This window comes from Streptomyces sp. AC555_RSS877, from assembly GCF_019049245.1.
Lineage (GTDB): Bacteria > Actinomycetota > Actinomycetes > Streptomycetales > Streptomycetaceae > Streptomyces.
This window is the reverse complement of the sequence record NZ_JAGMUK010000080.1, coordinates 34,037-47,308: the sequence shown is the minus strand read 5'-3', so window position 1 is coordinate 47,308 and position 13,272 is coordinate 34,037. Positions and strand designations below refer to the sequence as shown.

Genomic DNA, 13,272 nt, shown 5'->3' with positions numbered 1-13,272 from the left:
TCGGGCAGAATCACAGGCTTCTTCGACGCCTCCGGCAGAGGCTCAGTCGACGTAGACGTGGGTGCTAGGACCCTCGGTCACCCTGCGGCCACTGGGCAGGACGACGGTGGCTTCAGTGCCCGGCGGTACGACCAGCCGCAGGTGCAGGCGGCCGCCGTCAGGCCGCCAGGCCGCCTCGATCCGGCCGTACGGGGACTCGTGGGCGGCCTCCGCCCAGGTTAGCCCGCCGCCGGGGCGAGGTTGTACGAGGAAGCGCCGATAGCCGGGCTCGACCAGCTGGAGACCGGCCACGTAGCGGTGCAGGAAGGAGATGACCGCGCCCTAGGAGTAGTGATTCAGGGACGCGGTGGCCTTGCCGTCGGCAGAGACTCCGCCCCAGTGCTCCCACACGGTGGTCGCACCGCGGTCGATCATGACGAGCCACGACGGCTCGGTGCAACATCATCGGTCTCTACCTGCTGGCTCCCGTGGTCAAGCGCGAACTCAACTCCTTCCTGGACTTCATCCGGAGCCACGACGCGCAGGCCGCCGTGGGCGGCGGGGACCCTGAGGACGAGCGGGAGCCCACCAAGGTCGTCTGACCCCAACACCGGCCGTTTCGGCATATGGGCTGCCTTGTACCATCCCTCGGTACAAGGCAGCCTCCCGTCGTCCAGGGGGTGTCGATCTGGGGCGGGGCACGGAATGCTGGGTGGTGCGGGGGAACGGCTTGTGCCGTTCGGGTACGCCGACGGCGTCCTTGACGGCGCGGGGTCCGGCTGCGCTGCTACCTGGTCGTGCGCCAGAATTTCAGCTCCTACGGCGCGACGGCCGCATCTGGCTGACTCCCAGGAGGATGAGTCCGGAGAACATGAGGGCATTCGTGCCAAAAAACTGGAACTCCCAGGACGGTTTTGGCACGACGTGGAAGTAGAACAGCCCCTGTATCACGCAGGTTGCGCCCATCAGCAGCGCTCCGAGCCCGTAGACCCGAGGACGGGAGACACTACGACGCACCCAGGGCAGCGCCCAACCGGTGCGCATCGACGCCACGCCCACGGCGACCGCCAGCAGGCCCAGGAACATGCCACTACCAACGACCCATTCCATGGGGCCCCTCCCCCGTCGCCTGAGCCCGCCCGGACCTCGCGAACTCACCCGCTGATCATCCACGCTGAGCAAGATCAGCACCAGGCTGCAGAAACAAGCGGTGCCGGAGCCCTCGGGAACGCCAGGTTTCGGCACCGATATCAGCCAAGCGGGCTGAGCCAAGAGCTCAGCCCGGCCGGCGCCGGCCAAAGGCCCGCCACCCAGCCGCGCCCACAGCGTCTCCGGCTGGGCGATTGACCAAGATCGCCCAGATCGGCGGCGCTGCAACGAACCGTCATATTGACCTCGGCGTTCCTCGTTTCAGCCGGATCGTGGGCTGCGGCTGTCGGTATGCGTTCTCGCTGACTGTGGGGCGGACTGGGCACCACAGCCTGTTGCGGATAGGGTCCAAAGAACGCGTCAAGAAAGCGCGGGGTGTGCCGGGAAGTCTGGTCGGCGTCCGTAGGGCCGTGTGCCCTTTTGCCGACACCCCGGAGGTTCGCCGTCTTGGCCGCCGCCCCGCGCTCACGCTCCCCCTTCCTCGGCCTTCTGCCCTGGCCGGAACGTCAGGCCGTTGCCCGAGCCCTGCGCACGGAGACCGTCGGCGGACTGGTCCTGCTGGCCCCGCGGTGGTGGCCCTGGTGTGGGCGAACAGCCCACTCGCCTCCTCCTACAGCACACTTCGCGACGTCCACTTCGGAATACCCGCACTGGGTCTGGATCTGTCGGTCGGCCACTGAACCTCCGACGGGCTGCTGACGATCGTCTTCCTGGTCGCGGGGATCGAGCTGAAACGGGAACTGGTAGTCGGCTCGCTGCGCACCCCGGCCACCGCCGCGCTGCCGGTCATCGCCGCCGCGTGCGGCATGGCGGTGCCCGCCGCCTTCTACGCCGCCACCGCCGCTACAGGCGGGGGCAGCATGGACGGCTGGGCGGTGCCGATGGCCACCGACATCGCCTTCGCCCTGGCGGTCCTGGCGGTCATCTCCACCCACCTGCCGACCGCCCTGCGCGCCTTCCTGCTCACCCTCGCGGTCGTCGACGACCTCGGCGCGATCCTGATCATCGCCCTCTTCTTCACCTCCGACCTCAACTACTGGGCACTGGCCGGGGCGCTGGCCGGACTGGTCGTCTTCTACCTTCTGCAGCGGCTGCGGGTGCGCGGCTGGTGGTGGTACCTGCCGCTCGGCCTAGTGACCTGGGCGCTGATGTACAACGGCGGCATCCACGCCACCGTCGCCGGCGTCGCCATGGGACTGATCCTGCGCACCACCCGCGACGAGCACGGACAGGCCTCGCCCGGCGAACGCACCGGGCACCTGCTGCATCCGCTGTCCGCCGGGGTCTGTGTGCCGCTGTTCGCACTGTTCGCCGCCGGGGTAAGCGTCTCCGGCGACGCGCTGGGCAAGGTGTTCACCAGCCCCGAGCCCCTCGGCGTGGTCATCGGCCTGGTCGCGGGCAAGATCCTCGGTATCTTCGCCGGGACCTACCTGGCCGCCCGCTTCACCCGCGCCCAGCTCAACCCCGAACTCGCCTGGGCCGACGTCTTCGGCCTCGCGACGCTGGCAGGCATCGGGTTCACCGTCGCTCTGCTCATCGGTGAACTCGCCTTCCCCGGCACCGCCACCGGCGAGCACGTCAAGGCCGCCGTCCTCATCGCCTCCCTGGCCGCGGCCCTGCTGGCCGCGCTGCTCCTGCGCCGCCGGAACACCGTCTACCGCCGCCTGTATGAGGAGGAGAACATCGACGAGGACGCCGACGGCATCCCCGACATCTACCAGCGCACCCCAGGCAGCGGCGCATGACACGACCACGCACGCACCGTCCACTGGCGACCGCAGCGGCATGGCTCTTGATCTGCGTACTGGCCACCGTGGCCCTCATCCTCATCGCACCAGCCTGGGGCAAGCTGCTCTGGCTGATCGCTGCCGCCGCCGTCCTGCGCACCGCTGTGCAGTACGCGTGGCGCGCGCGGTGAAAACGATGCCGAGCTGGTGGCGCGCAGCCCTGTCGGTCCTCGCATGGTGGGCGGTCGTCACCCTCACGTTATGGCTGCTGAGCGAGCCCCTCGGCCAGCCTTCGCAGCTCGCCCCGTGCGCCGCGTCAGCCGCTCTGCTGGTCGCGATCGGGGAAACCGGCGACTGGCTGCGACGTCGCTGGAGTGCCCGCCGCCACCACAAACGGTCCGGGTCACCACCGTCACCGCGATGACGAGGTCCGCCTGTGCCAATTCCTGTGGGAACCAGACGCTGGAGAGGTTAGGACTTGTCCGGGCGATCACGACCACGGGGCGCCCCGGGATGGCGGCGTGCCGGTTCCCCGGACAGGCCCTTCCTTGGCCTGCAATCGACAGGCTCCGATACTGCCGGAATCTGGCATGGTGGCCACCAGCATCGCCGCTTACCGTGCCCCAAAGGACAAAGGCCAGGGGAAGGCGGGGAGTTGGGATGGCGGGGAGTGGCGGGGGCAGCGGGCTGTTTTCGGTGGCGTGGGGGGTGTGGGCGACCGGCTTCGGATGGATCGTCGCGACCGACTTTCGGGGAGCGGCTCATCGCTTCCATTCGCTGTCCCAGCGTTCTGTACCGTTCGGAGGTGCCGGACGCCACTTGTCGGTGTCGGCTTTCTCCGGCTCTTGGCCGGTGTGTTCGCCCTGATCGGGCCCGTCGTCCTCGTCAGCGGACTGCTCGAACCGGGCCGGGGACAGCCGGCACCGGATCGGCTGCCTCAGCTGCCTGTTCCGTTCGTCGTGGCCGCAACCCTCATATGTGCCGTTGGGATCTGGATGATGTGGCGCCGTTCTGGCCTGCTCCGGCGCGAGTGGGCCGATGGCACTGGCCTCCAGCGCGCCGCCGTCGCCGTGATCACAGTGGCGCTTGTCGGCTTCCTCACCATGTTCTCGCTCGGACACCGCACCGCAATGCTGGCCTTTTGGCTGGCCGGCGGGGTCTCAGGTCTGATTCTGCTCCTGAGCGGCCGCGCCCGCTCCGATCCCGATCCGGGCCCCGTCGACACCTGACTTCTGTCCAGAGGATCACGGCAGCGCGGGCTCCATCATCAAGAGCCTCCAACGCGGCGGCCGCCGACAGCGAACGGAACGGGGCAGGCCGTCGTAGGCGGTGAGCCGGTACGCGACGGTGCGGCGGGCATCCTGTTCCTCGTCGTTCGCCCCGTCAGAGGTGAGGGGGAAGACCGCTGCCTCGTACATCGCGATGCCCAACAGGACCGTGTCGGCGATCCCTTCCGCATAGCCGTCGCCGCTGACGGCCTGGACGGAAGCCACCGCGGGCCGGGGGCGGACAAGCATGCCGAATCCCGCGCCCAGGCTGGTGGTAGTCGCGCCCACCACGGCGCCCACCCGGCCGTCCAGGACGAAGCCGAAGCAGGCTCCGCTGCCCACCACGGACACCAGCACCGCGACGGTCATCACGTATACGCGGGTACGGAGCGGGGTCGTCATGGCCAGCAGTATGCCCACGCCCCTGGGGAGCGCGGCCGGGGCCCTCGTGTCGTTGGCGAGCGGAGTTGTACGCCGCTCGCCGGGCTATGCGCAGTCACTCGGGTGGCGGACAGTGCGGGTGGAAGGGATGGGAGGTGACATGGACGCTGCCGGAGCCGATGCTGACCACCCCCGTGTCCGTGCCCGATCTGCGGCCTGGCTGTGCTGCGTAGCCGACGTTATCGACAGGGTTTTATGTTGTCCGTTGTCCAGACTCAGGTCCTGCTTGATAGTCCTGAAATCGACGGCGGCCTCACCGCGGTCGCCCTATCTCACCGGTCGCTGGTTAAGCGCCGCTTTCCGGGCTCGGGGGCGGGGCCTGGAAGGACTGGATCATTCAGGCGATCAGTCGGCGCCAGGCGTCCGGGGGGCATCGGCCGTGGCGCCGAGGACTCCGGCGTTGGCCATCAGCAGCACGAGATCGCGGCTGGTGAAGTCCTCGCGCAGCTGCCCGCTGTCCTTGGCGCGGCCGACCTCGCATCCAGCGTCGTCCGCTCCGCGTTCGCCATTTCTCCCGTCCGGCGAGCAGCTGCTGGAAGGCGAGCGCGGTGGCTTCGTCAGCGGCCGCGACGTCGACGACCAGGCGGTACGGCGTGGTGGTGGAGGAACTGGCGGTGGAGGTCATGGCGCAGCTGCCGGACGACCGGGCGCGGCAGGAGGTGATGGCGCTCGTGGAGGTAGCGCGGATGGATCCGCGGGCCTGGCCCGATGTGCGTGATCCGGGCTCGGTTGAGGAGATCCGGTAGGCCTTCGGGCGGCGGTGCTGGATCCAGTACATGCCGCACGCCGGAGCGATCGAGGTCCGTGACATCGGGTGGGCGGGCTGATCACTATCCGTCCCGGTCGGTCTTCGGGGGGTTCTTTGGGGGGTGCCGGGCGGATCGTGCCTCCTCAACGCTCTATGGCCCGGCCGGCGCGTGGGTCAGCGCGCCGAGCTCAGTGGCATGACTCTGCGGTACGTCGGCACTGCGATCGCCGCGACCGCGACGTGCATCACGAGCAGCGCCACCACACCGGTCACTTCACCCTCGCCGAACAGGAAAAAGTCCGGCACGAAGGACAACACGACGACCGACGGGACGAGTCGGCGGAGCAGCCGTTCGGGATCGGAGGAGAACCTGCGGACGAGGGACCACCCGACGGATCCTCCCAGCACTCCCAGCGCGGTCAGAGAGACGTACCTCGATGGCTCCAACTGGCTGAAGTCGTCCGGTGCACCGAGCGCGTGCGCCAGTACGGCGATCAACGCGTTCACCAGCGAGGACAGCAGGAAGGCGACGAACACACCTCCCGCCACCATGATCGGACCCCGACGGGTGGGGAGCGTCTCAGAGACACGGGACATGGCAACTCCAAACGGATAGAGGGACATTGGTTAGTTCTTGGGGCTACTGGTGGCATCCACTTGCTGAAGGAGACGGCCGACGTCGACGCCGTCACGCCTGTCGGCCGCGCGCCGTGTCGCAGCCACGAGGTAGGCGACGGCAGCCGCGAAGACCAGCAGCGCGGTCCAGTCGTTCAGGCGCAGGCCCAGGATGTGGTGGGCCTCGTCCACCCGCAGGTACTCGATCCAGAAGCGGCCGACGGTGTACGCGGCGGCGTACAGCGCGAACGCCCGCCCCCGGTCGAGACGGAAACGGCGATCCGCCCAACGGACCAGGGCGACCACGCCGAGACACCACAACGACTCGTACAGGAACGCCGGGTGATACGTGGCCAGGTTCGGGGTGTCCTCAGGCCGGTGTGCGGGGTCGATCTCCAGGGCCCAGGGGAGAGTGGTGGCCCGCCCGTAGAGCTCCTGGTTGAACCAGTTGCCCCAGCGGCCGATGGCCTGGCCCAGCGCGATGCCGGGAGCGACTGCGTCGGCGAACGCGGACAGGGCAACGCCCTTGCGGCGGCAGCCGATCCAGGCTCCGACGGCCCCACCGGCGATGGCGCCCCAGATACCGATGCCTCCGTCCCAGATGAAAAGGGCCTTGACCGGATCGCCGCCCTTGCCGAAGTACAGCTCGCCGGACGTGATCACGTGGTAGAGGCGGGCACCGACGACACCGAAGGGAACCGCCCACAGGGCGATGTCCGCCACGACGGTCTTCTCTCCGCCGCGAGCGGCCCAGCGGCGGCCGCCCAGCCACACCGCGGCGGCGATTCCGAGGATCAGCATCAGTGAGTAGCCGCGCAGTGGGAGCGGGCCCAGGTGGACCTCGCCGATGGACGGGCTGGGAATGAAGGCCAGGAGCACTGGTGGTTCCTCACAAGGGGCGGTGGTGGAGCAGGCCGTCGGCTGCGGGGCCGATCGTCGCCGCCCGCGCCCCTCACGCACATCGACCGATCGACGCGCCCTGCATCCACCGATCGGTGGACCCGCCCCCACTGGCCGGCTGATTCTGCCGCTAAGCGGCTGCGCCTACTCTGAGGGCCATGGCACTGCGACAGGCGTGGGAGTGGGAGCGGTGGAAGGCCATGGGTCAGCACGCCTTCTTCGCCACCGTGCTCGCCTTGTCCATGCCAGGTGCGCTGGCCGGGGCGGGTATGACGACCGGCGCGGCGCTGTCGCGGATCGGCCTGGCGGTGGGGCTCGCCCTTTGGTACGCGTACTGGATCGCGCTGCGCGGTGGCGCCGACCGCCCGCCGCTGCCCTACCTTGTTGGCGCCTTGGCCGGATGGGCGTTCATGGCCGTGGTGGACCCCGCGTTCCTCCCGGTCGCCGTGGCGGTGCTGAGCCCTTACTGGCTGAGGCGGGCCTGGTGGTCGGCCGGCGGGGTGCTGGTGCTGGGCGCCGGCTGGTCATGGCAGAGCCTCACCACGGACGGCTCCGTCGACGTACGGGCGCTCACGGGATGCGTGCTCGCTACCGCGGTGGCAGTCACCATCACCTGCTACGTCGCCACCCTCGACCATGAGAGTCACAAGCGGCAGCGGCTCCTCGACGAGCTCACCGCCACCCAGGCGGAACGAGCGGCAGCGGAACGTCAGGCGGGTACCCTGGCCGAACGTCAGCGCCTGGCCCGCGAGGTCCACGACACGCTCACCCAGGGGTTCGCGTCCATCGCCATGCTGCTGGACGCCGCACGCGACGACCTGCCACCCGACTCCCCTGCGGCCCGCCGCGTCGAGCAGGCCATGCGCACGGCCCGGGACAACCTCGCAGAGAGCCGCCGCCTCGTGCACGCTCTTCGCCCGGCGCCGCTGGACCGCACGCACCTGGCAGAGGCGGTCCGTGAACTCACCGCCCGGCTCGCGGAGGAGACCGGCACCGAGGTCTACACGGTTGTGACCGGCCGCCCGGCCGCCCTGCCTCCCAGTACCGAGGGCGAGTTGCTGCGGGTCGTGCAGGAGGCACTGACCAACGCCCGGCGGCACGCCCGCGCGATCAGTGTCTCGGTCACGCTGTCGTACCTCGGCGACGTCCTGGCGATCGACATCCAGGACGACGGCACCGGGTTCGCACCCTTTGCCCGGCATACGGGCGTTGGCCTGATCACCATGCGGGAGCGCATTGCCGCTTTGCGCGGCACGTTCGCGGTCGAAAGCTCCCCCGGCGAGGGTACGACCGTCGCCGTCACGGTGCCACTCCCGGTCGAGCCTTCCGCCTCCGGCCCCTCAGCCGTGTCGGGCACCGAGCGGATGGCCCCGGCGTCATGAGGACTTCGACCGGTCCCACGATCCGGGTCCTCCTCGCCGACGACCACCCCGTGGTCCGTGAGGGGCTTGCCGCCATGCTCTCCACCCAGCCCGACCTCACGGTCGTCGGCGAAGCCGCCACCGGCGCCGAGGCACTGCGCCAGACCGCCTCACTCGCACCCGACGTCGTTCTGATGGACCTGCAGATGCCCGGCATGGACGGCACGAAAGCGACCGCCGCCATCCGTGCCGCCCACCCCGAGGTGCGGGTACTCGTCCTGACCACCTACGACACGGACGCCGACATCACTGCCGCCGTCGACGCCGGCGCAGTCGGCTACCTGCTCAAGGACACCGGACGACACGAGCTCTGCGAGGCCGTTCGGACCGCGGCTCGGGGAGGCGCGGCACTGTCGCCCACGGTGGCCGCCAAGGTCCTCGCCCATATGCGCGGCGACCGGGGCACCGGCTTGTCCGGCCGGGAACTCGAAGTCCTGTCCGCCGTGGCCCGGGGGCAGAGCAACAAACAGATCGCCCGCGCCCTGCGCCTGTCCGAGGCCACGGTCAAGACCCATCTGCTGCACATCTACACCAAGCTCGACGTCGGCGACCGGACCGCCGCTGTCACCGCCGCACTTGGCCGAGGAATCATCCGCATGGACTGAAGGCCTTGCGGGAGAGTTGCTCGGCGGTACGGCGAGAGGCCGAGGAGTTCCGTCAGTCGGTCCTCCACCGAGTAGTAGTGCGTCGTTAGGTTGTGGGCTGTCTGCGGCTGCTCCGAGGGCGGGGCCGGGGGCGTCCGCAGGTGGTGCAGGTACCGGTCCAGCACCTCAGGAGGTCCTGAAGAACGTCGAGGACCTGGTAGAGAGTCAGGCCCGTGTGCGGACTTTTGGGTCGAGCCGCCGGAGAGTGAGGAATACCTGGGCGGCGGTGACGAGCGTGACGTGGTGGTGCCAGCCGCGCCAGCTGCGGCCCTCGAAGTGGTCCAGCCCCAGGCCATCCTTGAGCTCGCGGTAGTCGTGCTCGATCCGCCAGCGCATCTTCGCGCACCGCACCAGGTCAGCGACCGGGGTGGTGGCGGGCAGATTCGATATCCAGTAGTCCGTCGGAGTGTCCTGGCCGTCCGGCCATTCGACGAGGAGTGTCTGGACGGGCAGGACGCCGTCCCAACCGTTGCGGCCGCCGCCCGCCTCCTGTGCTGCGGCCAGGGACTGCTTGCCCGCGGGCCGCACTGTCAGCACCGCGAACCGTGAGGTCATCGCGCCTTTGCTGCCCTGCCTCCAGGTCACCTCGGTGAACCGCTCCGCACCCGCCTGCGCTGCGAGGACGCCGACGGCTCGCGGCGGGGTGCGGTAGCGGGGAAGGGTGGGCGGTCCGAGCCCGCCGTAAGCCGGCTGGTGCGGCTCGACGTCCTCGGGGTGGGCGACTTCCTTCCCGTTCAGGGCCAGGACATAAGACAGGCCTCGTTCCTGGAGACCGAGCCGGAAGGAGGTGCTGACGCCGTAGCCGGCGTCGGCAACCACAACCGGCGCCTTCAACTGCCACTGGACGAGTGTGTCCAGCAGGCCGAGCGCCAGACGCTACTTCTCCTGGTGCACCACGTCGTCGGGGACCCCTGCCCTGCGGCATCGGTCCGGCTCGTCCATCCACTCGCGTGGCAGATACAACTGCCACTCCAAGGGGCAGGCGGTGTCGGTGGCGGCATGGACACTGACCGCGACCTGGCAGTTCGCCCGTTTCCCGACCGCTCCGCAGTACTGGCGGGCCACCCCCACCGACGCCTTGCCGCACTTGGGAAACGACACGTCGTCGATCACCCACACCTCAGGAGTGATCACCTCGGACAGCCGCTCGGCGATCCGTCGTCTGACCGGCAGCGGATCCCACGGCGACTGGTTCACGAACTACTGCAGGGAACTGCATGTTCCCGTCCGGCAGACGCGCGGCCATCGGCTGGACCGACTTGCGCCGGCCATCCAGTATCAGCCCCCGCAGATAACACTCACCCCACCGCCGCTGATCCCGCCGCGGCACCGAGGCAAACACATCGGCAACGAACTCCGATAACTCACCCCGGAGTCGTTCCACTTCCCCCAGCCTCATGCCAAGAAGATGCCCAACACCAGGCGAGATCACCCGACGTAACGAAGCACTACTAGGCGGTGCCCGGGCCGGTTTGTGAGAGGCGGACCATGGCGCGGTAGAGGGCGGTGGGCCTCGGGGCGTCGGGCAGCGGGGGGATCGGCGCGCCGGGCGCGGCGTAGGAGCGGAGCATGTGGCCGACGAGGCGGCGCCAGGTGTCGGGGGCGGCGTCGCCGGTGGCGGTGACGACTCCGGCGTTGGCGATGAGCAGGATGACGACGTCCTGGTGAGTGAAGTCCTCGCGCAGGTGCCCGGTGTCCTTGGCACGGGTGATGAGCTCGAGCAGCCGCTCGTACGCCTCGGCGCGGCGTGCCTCCAGCGCCTTGGCGGCGGGAAAGGTCATGGTCAGGACGTCGGCGAAGCCGCGGTCGGCGGCCTGCATGGCGCAGACGGCGTGGAGGTAGCTGATGAAGCCGTGCCAGGGATCGGGGTCGGCCAGTGCCTCGGCGACGGCGTCGGCGTAGGCATCCATGCGATCGGCGAAGACCGCGTTGACGAGTTCCTCCCGGGTGGCGAAGCGCCGGCCGAGCGTGGCTTTGCCGACGCCTGCCTCGCGGGCGACCGAGGCCATGGAGACGCCGAGTCCTTCGGTGGCGTAGAGGCGGCGGGCGGCGGCCAGGATGCGGCAGCGGTTGCGTTCGGCGTCGGCGCGCAGTCCCGGGCCGGGCTGCTGGCCTGGCGTCTGGTCCGAAGGTGGCGAGGTCATACCCCCACTCTACCCAAGTGGAACGGTCGGCCCGCTTCTGCTGTACGGTGTGCGACAGTGAAAGTGGGACGCCTGGCCCACTTACCTGAAAGGACTTCACCATGCCCAGCATCGCCATCGTCGGAGCCGGCCCCGGCATGGGCCTCGCCATCGCCCGCACCTTCGGCTCGCGCGGCTACGACGTCGCTCTCATCGCCCGCAACCGCGCCAAGCTCGACGACCTCGTCGGCCGGCTCACCGCCGAGGGCATCACCGCCGCCGCGTTCCCGGCGGACGTGCGCGACGACGACGCGCTGACCCAGGCCCTCAAGGACGCCGCGACCCGCTTCGGCGCCATCGACGTCCTGGAGCACTCCCCCGCTCCCAGCATCGCCTCCGTGAACCTCACCTCTCCGTCCCAGACCAGCCCCTCCGATGTGCAGGGATGGATCGACTTCCTGCTCTACAGCGCCATCACCGCCACCCAGGCCGTCCTGCCCGCGATGCGTGAGGCCGGCGCGGGCACCCTGCTCTTCACCAACGGCGCCGGCTCGGTCGATCCCATCCCGATGCTCGGCAACGTCAACCCCGCTCAGGCGGCGCTGCGCAACTGGGTGCTCAACCTGCACAAGGAGCTGGCCGGCACCGGTATCCAGGCCGCGCATGTCGCCATCGGTGTGTGGGTCGGCGCGGGCGGCCCTCCCGAAATCCCGACCGCCGAGGCCGAGGACATCGCCCCTCTCTACTGGGACCTGCACACTCAGCGCGACGAAGCCGAGCGCGTCTTCACCGTCTGACGCCTCCCAGCTCTCCCCCGTTGAATCCTGATCCGCTCAGCCCTCATCCGCCGCGGCGGATCCGAAGAAGAAGGTCTCCGCTCCGATGAACGTGTTCCTGTGGATCCTGCAGGGCGTCCTCGCCGCGCTGTTCGTGGCCGCCGGCGTCACCAAGTCCACCCAGCCCCGCGAAAAGCTCATATCCCAGCTGCCGTGGGTCAGTGACGTCTCGACACCCGTGGTGCGTCTGATCGGCGTCGCCGAACTCGCCGGCGGCCTCGGGCTGATCCTGCCGGGCACTTTCGACATCGCCACCGTGCTCACCCCGCTGGCCGCCACCGGCCTGGCTGTGATCATGGTCCTGGCCATGGGCCTCCACGCCCGCCGCAAGGAGCCGCAGGCCATCGGGTTCAACGCGATCCTGCTCATCGTCGCCGCGATCATCATGTGGGGCCGGTTCGGGCCCTACTCCTTCTGAACCCCCAGTCCCCCGCCCCTTCACAGCGGCCCGGCCCGCGACCACGCCGGCCGGGCCGTAAGGTGAGGTCGTACTCGGCCGCCGGACTGATCAGGAACGGCTGACCTTCGGGCACGCCCAGGTCATCCAGCCGCTGATCCAGACCGTCGAACAGCGCATTGAACTCCCGTATGAATGGGCTCACTTCCCTCGGCCACGCGAGGTCTCGCCGGGTGAAGTGCACCCGCCACTCTGTGATCGACATGACGCTGGCCGATAGCCGTGGACAGCTCAACAGCGCATATCCGAAGTGGGACGGATTTCGGGCTCTCGTCTCCGTCGACGCAGGGCGGGTGGTGGTGCGCTCCAGGCGCGGCACCGAGATGGGGCCGTCGTTTCCGGAGGTCGTGGCCGAGGCCGTGCAGCTGCCGAACGCGACCGCACTGGATGGCGAGCTGGTCGTATGGGGTGCCGCGGGCCGCCTCGCGTTCGAGCGGCTGCAGAACCGGCCTGCCCGGCGTGGTGCCGGGCGGCCGGGCGGCGGAGGAGTGGCCGGCCCACTTCACTGGAGTTCACGGGGGTTCCCTGAGACGTACGGCGGTCGCATCGGCGCAAGTACGCAGGTGAGCACCCTGCGCCGGACGAATCAGCGAGCGCACGAGGTTCTCGCACTCACAGGCAGATTCCGCGAGAGGGTTCGGGAACTTGCCCGTGAGTGCGGGAATTCGGAAGTCGCGCGTCAGGCAATCCACGCCTCACCGTGTCGATGCCGGTCCAACCCCACAGCTGAGAACTCGTCCTCGCCGGCGCCTGCCACTACGCCCAACCGCCGCAGCGCTTGAGAGATCGGACTGCCAGCAGGCGGAAAGGGCTGGCCCTCCTCCACGTGAAGCGGTCCCAGCACGACAGTGCCGCCACCCCACACGGCAGCCCGCTGCTCGCCCACGCCGCCGAAGTACTCAGCTTCCACGTAGGCCAGCGGCCCACCGGCTGGCCAGGCAGCGAGAGCCTTCTCGAAGTCTCC

Annotated in this window: 15 protein-coding genes and 3 pseudogenes; 9 read left to right on the top strand and 9 right to left on the bottom strand. The window is 69.4% G+C overall.

Annotated features, from left to right (window positions below; genetic code table 11):
• Nucleotides 1-42: 42 nt before the first annotated feature.
• From KUM49_RS48880 to KUM49_RS33515, 3 genes are all read right to left on the bottom strand, one after another.
• A complete protein-coding gene (locus KUM49_RS48880) occupies nucleotides 43-291 on the bottom strand; it encodes an alpha-L-rhamnosidase C-terminal domain-containing protein (protein ID WP_308406864.1) in 249 nt (82 codons plus the stop codon).
• Between the two features lie 30 nt (nucleotides 292-321).
• On the bottom strand, nucleotides 322-414 hold the full coding sequence (locus KUM49_RS48875; protein ID WP_254402183.1) for a hypothetical protein: 93 nt from the start codon (nucleotides 412-414) through the stop codon (nucleotides 322-324).
• 375 nt (nucleotides 415-789) lie between these two features.
• Nucleotides 790-1,089 (bottom strand): hypothetical protein, encoded by a 300-nt coding sequence (locus tag KUM49_RS33515; protein ID WP_254402182.1) that lies wholly within the window; start codon nucleotides 1,087-1,089, stop codon nucleotides 790-792.
• A gap of 486 nt (nucleotides 1,090-1,575) precedes the next feature.
• Here KUM49_RS33515 and nhaA point away from each other — a divergent pair.
• From nhaA to KUM49_RS33500, 3 genes and pseudogenes are all read left to right on the top strand, one after another.
• Nucleotides 1,576-2,873, top strand: a pseudogene (nhaA, locus tag KUM49_RS33510) (Na+/H+ antiporter NhaA).
• Complete coding sequence (locus KUM49_RS33505; RefSeq protein WP_217240726.1) at nucleotides 2,870-3,046, top strand: hypothetical protein; 177 nt, start codon at nucleotides 2,870-2,872, stop codon at nucleotides 3,044-3,046. Before nhaA ends, KUM49_RS33505 begins: the two are co-directional and overlap by 4 nt.
• Before the next feature lie 663 nt (nucleotides 3,047-3,709).
• Entirely contained in the window at nucleotides 3,710-4,084 is a 375-nt protein-coding gene (locus tag KUM49_RS33500) for a hypothetical protein (RefSeq protein WP_254402181.1), read from the top strand.
• 15 nt (nucleotides 4,085-4,099) lie between these two features.
• Here the strand turns inward: KUM49_RS33500 and KUM49_RS33495 are convergent, their stop codons facing one another.
• Together KUM49_RS33495 and KUM49_RS48870 are read right to left on the bottom strand one after the other, a co-directional pair.
• Nucleotides 4,100-4,525: a hypothetical protein gene (locus KUM49_RS33495; RefSeq protein ID WP_217240725.1), complete on the bottom strand. Its 426-nt coding sequence runs from the start codon at nucleotides 4,523-4,525 to the stop codon at nucleotides 4,100-4,102.
• A 376-nt stretch (nucleotides 4,526-4,901) separates the two neighbouring features.
• Nucleotides 4,902-5,189 (bottom strand): DUF6207 family protein, encoded by a 288-nt coding sequence (locus KUM49_RS48870; protein ID WP_254402180.1) that lies wholly within the window; start codon nucleotides 5,187-5,189, stop codon nucleotides 4,902-4,904.
• Here KUM49_RS48870 and KUM49_RS33490 point away from each other — a divergent pair.
• Nucleotides 5,188-5,391, top strand: a pseudogene (locus KUM49_RS33490) (hypothetical protein). The gene KUM49_RS48870 and the pseudogene KUM49_RS33490 sit on opposite strands and share 2 nt — an antisense overlap.
• A gap of 95 nt (nucleotides 5,392-5,486) precedes the next feature.
• On the opposite strand, the gene KUM49_RS33485 reads toward KUM49_RS33490, so the two are convergent.
• Both KUM49_RS33485 and lgt read right to left on the bottom strand, forming a co-directional pair.
• On the bottom strand, nucleotides 5,487-5,909 hold the full coding sequence (locus tag KUM49_RS33485) for a DUF6069 family protein (protein WP_217240724.1): 423 nt from the start codon (nucleotides 5,907-5,909) through the stop codon (nucleotides 5,487-5,489).
• A gap of 30 nt (nucleotides 5,910-5,939) precedes the next feature.
• Nucleotides 5,940-6,806 carry a prolipoprotein diacylglyceryl transferase gene (gene lgt / locus KUM49_RS33480; RefSeq protein WP_217240723.1) on the bottom strand — a complete coding sequence of 289 codons (867 nt, stop codon included), beginning with the start codon at nucleotides 6,804-6,806 and terminating at the stop codon, nucleotides 5,940-5,942.
• Between the two features lie 179 nt (nucleotides 6,807-6,985).
• Here lgt and KUM49_RS33475 point away from each other — a divergent pair, with 179 nt between their 5' ends.
• Both KUM49_RS33475 and KUM49_RS33470 read left to right on the top strand, forming a co-directional pair.
• Entirely contained in the window at nucleotides 6,986-8,209 is a 1,224-nt protein-coding gene (locus KUM49_RS33475; RefSeq protein WP_217240722.1) for a sensor histidine kinase, read from the top strand.
• Complete coding sequence (locus tag KUM49_RS33470; RefSeq protein WP_217240721.1) at nucleotides 8,206-8,853, top strand: response regulator transcription factor; 648 nt, start codon at nucleotides 8,206-8,208, stop codon at nucleotides 8,851-8,853. The genes KUM49_RS33475 and KUM49_RS33470 overlap by 4 nt, the downstream gene beginning before the upstream one ends.
• Nucleotides 8,854-9,057: 204 nt before the next feature.
• On the opposite strand, the pseudogene KUM49_RS33465 reads toward KUM49_RS33470, so the two are convergent.
• A pseudogene (locus tag KUM49_RS33465) lies at nucleotides 9,058-10,291 on the bottom strand (IS701 family transposase).
• A 52-nt stretch (nucleotides 10,292-10,343) separates the two neighbouring features.
• On the bottom strand, nucleotides 10,344-11,036 hold the full coding sequence (locus KUM49_RS33460; RefSeq protein WP_217240720.1) for a TetR/AcrR family transcriptional regulator: 693 nt from the start codon (nucleotides 11,034-11,036) through the stop codon (nucleotides 10,344-10,346).
• A 101-nt stretch (nucleotides 11,037-11,137) separates the two neighbouring features.
• On the opposite strand from KUM49_RS33460, the gene KUM49_RS33455 reads away from it, so the two are divergent.
• The 3 genes from KUM49_RS33455 to KUM49_RS48865 all read left to right on the top strand — a co-directional run bounded on the left by KUM49_RS33455 (nucleotide 11,138) and on the right by KUM49_RS48865 (nucleotide 13,090).
• Complete coding sequence (locus tag KUM49_RS33455; protein ID WP_217240719.1) at nucleotides 11,138-11,812, top strand: SDR family oxidoreductase; 675 nt, start codon at nucleotides 11,138-11,140, stop codon at nucleotides 11,810-11,812.
• An 85-nt stretch (nucleotides 11,813-11,897) separates the two neighbouring features.
• Nucleotides 11,898-12,269: a DoxX family protein gene (locus KUM49_RS33450; protein ID WP_217240718.1), complete on the top strand. Its 372-nt coding sequence runs from the start codon at nucleotides 11,898-11,900 to the stop codon at nucleotides 12,267-12,269.
• A gap of 170 nt (nucleotides 12,270-12,439) precedes the next feature.
• Nucleotides 12,440-13,090: a hypothetical protein gene (locus KUM49_RS48865; protein WP_308406861.1), complete on the top strand. Its 651-nt coding sequence runs from the start codon at nucleotides 12,440-12,442 to the stop codon at nucleotides 13,088-13,090.
• Nucleotides 13,091-13,272: the final 182 nt, after the last annotated feature.

Coding starts and splice junctions, on each gene's coding strand:
- KUM49_RS48875 (WP_254402183.1), bottom strand. CDS start 414: ATGATCGACCGCGGTGCGACCACCGTGTGGGAGCACTGGGGCGGAGTC.
- KUM49_RS33515 (WP_254402182.1), bottom strand. CDS start 1,089: ATGGAATGGGTCGTTGGTAGTGGCATGTTCCTGGGCCTGCTGGCGGTC.
- KUM49_RS33505 (WP_217240726.1), top strand. CDS start 2,870: ATGACACGACCACGCACGCACCGTCCACTGGCGACCGCAGCGGCATGG.
- KUM49_RS33495 (WP_217240725.1), bottom strand. CDS start 4,525: ATGACGACCCCGCTCCGTACCCGCGTATACGTGATGACCGTCGCGGTG.
- KUM49_RS48870 (WP_254402180.1), bottom strand. CDS start 5,189: ATGACCTCCACCGCCAGTTCCTCCACCACCACGCCGTACCGCCTGGTC.
- KUM49_RS33485 (WP_217240724.1), bottom strand. CDS start 5,909: ATGTCCCGTGTCTCTGAGACGCTCCCCACCCGTCGGGGTCCGATCATG.
- KUM49_RS33475 (WP_217240722.1), top strand. CDS start 6,986: ATGGCACTGCGACAGGCGTGGGAGTGGGAGCGGTGGAAGGCCATGGGT.
- KUM49_RS33470 (WP_217240721.1), top strand. CDS start 8,206: ATGAGGACTTCGACCGGTCCCACGATCCGGGTCCTCCTCGCCGACGAC.
- KUM49_RS33460 (WP_217240720.1), bottom strand. CDS start 11,036: ATGACCTCGCCACCTTCGGACCAGACGCCAGGCCAGCAGCCCGGCCCG.
- KUM49_RS33455 (WP_217240719.1), top strand. CDS start 11,138: ATGCCCAGCATCGCCATCGTCGGAGCCGGCCCCGGCATGGGCCTCGCC.
- KUM49_RS33450 (WP_217240718.1), top strand. CDS start 11,898: ATGAACGTGTTCCTGTGGATCCTGCAGGGCGTCCTCGCCGCGCTGTTC.
- KUM49_RS48865 (WP_308406861.1), top strand. CDS start 12,440: ATGAATGGGCTCACTTCCCTCGGCCACGCGAGGTCTCGCCGGGTGAAG.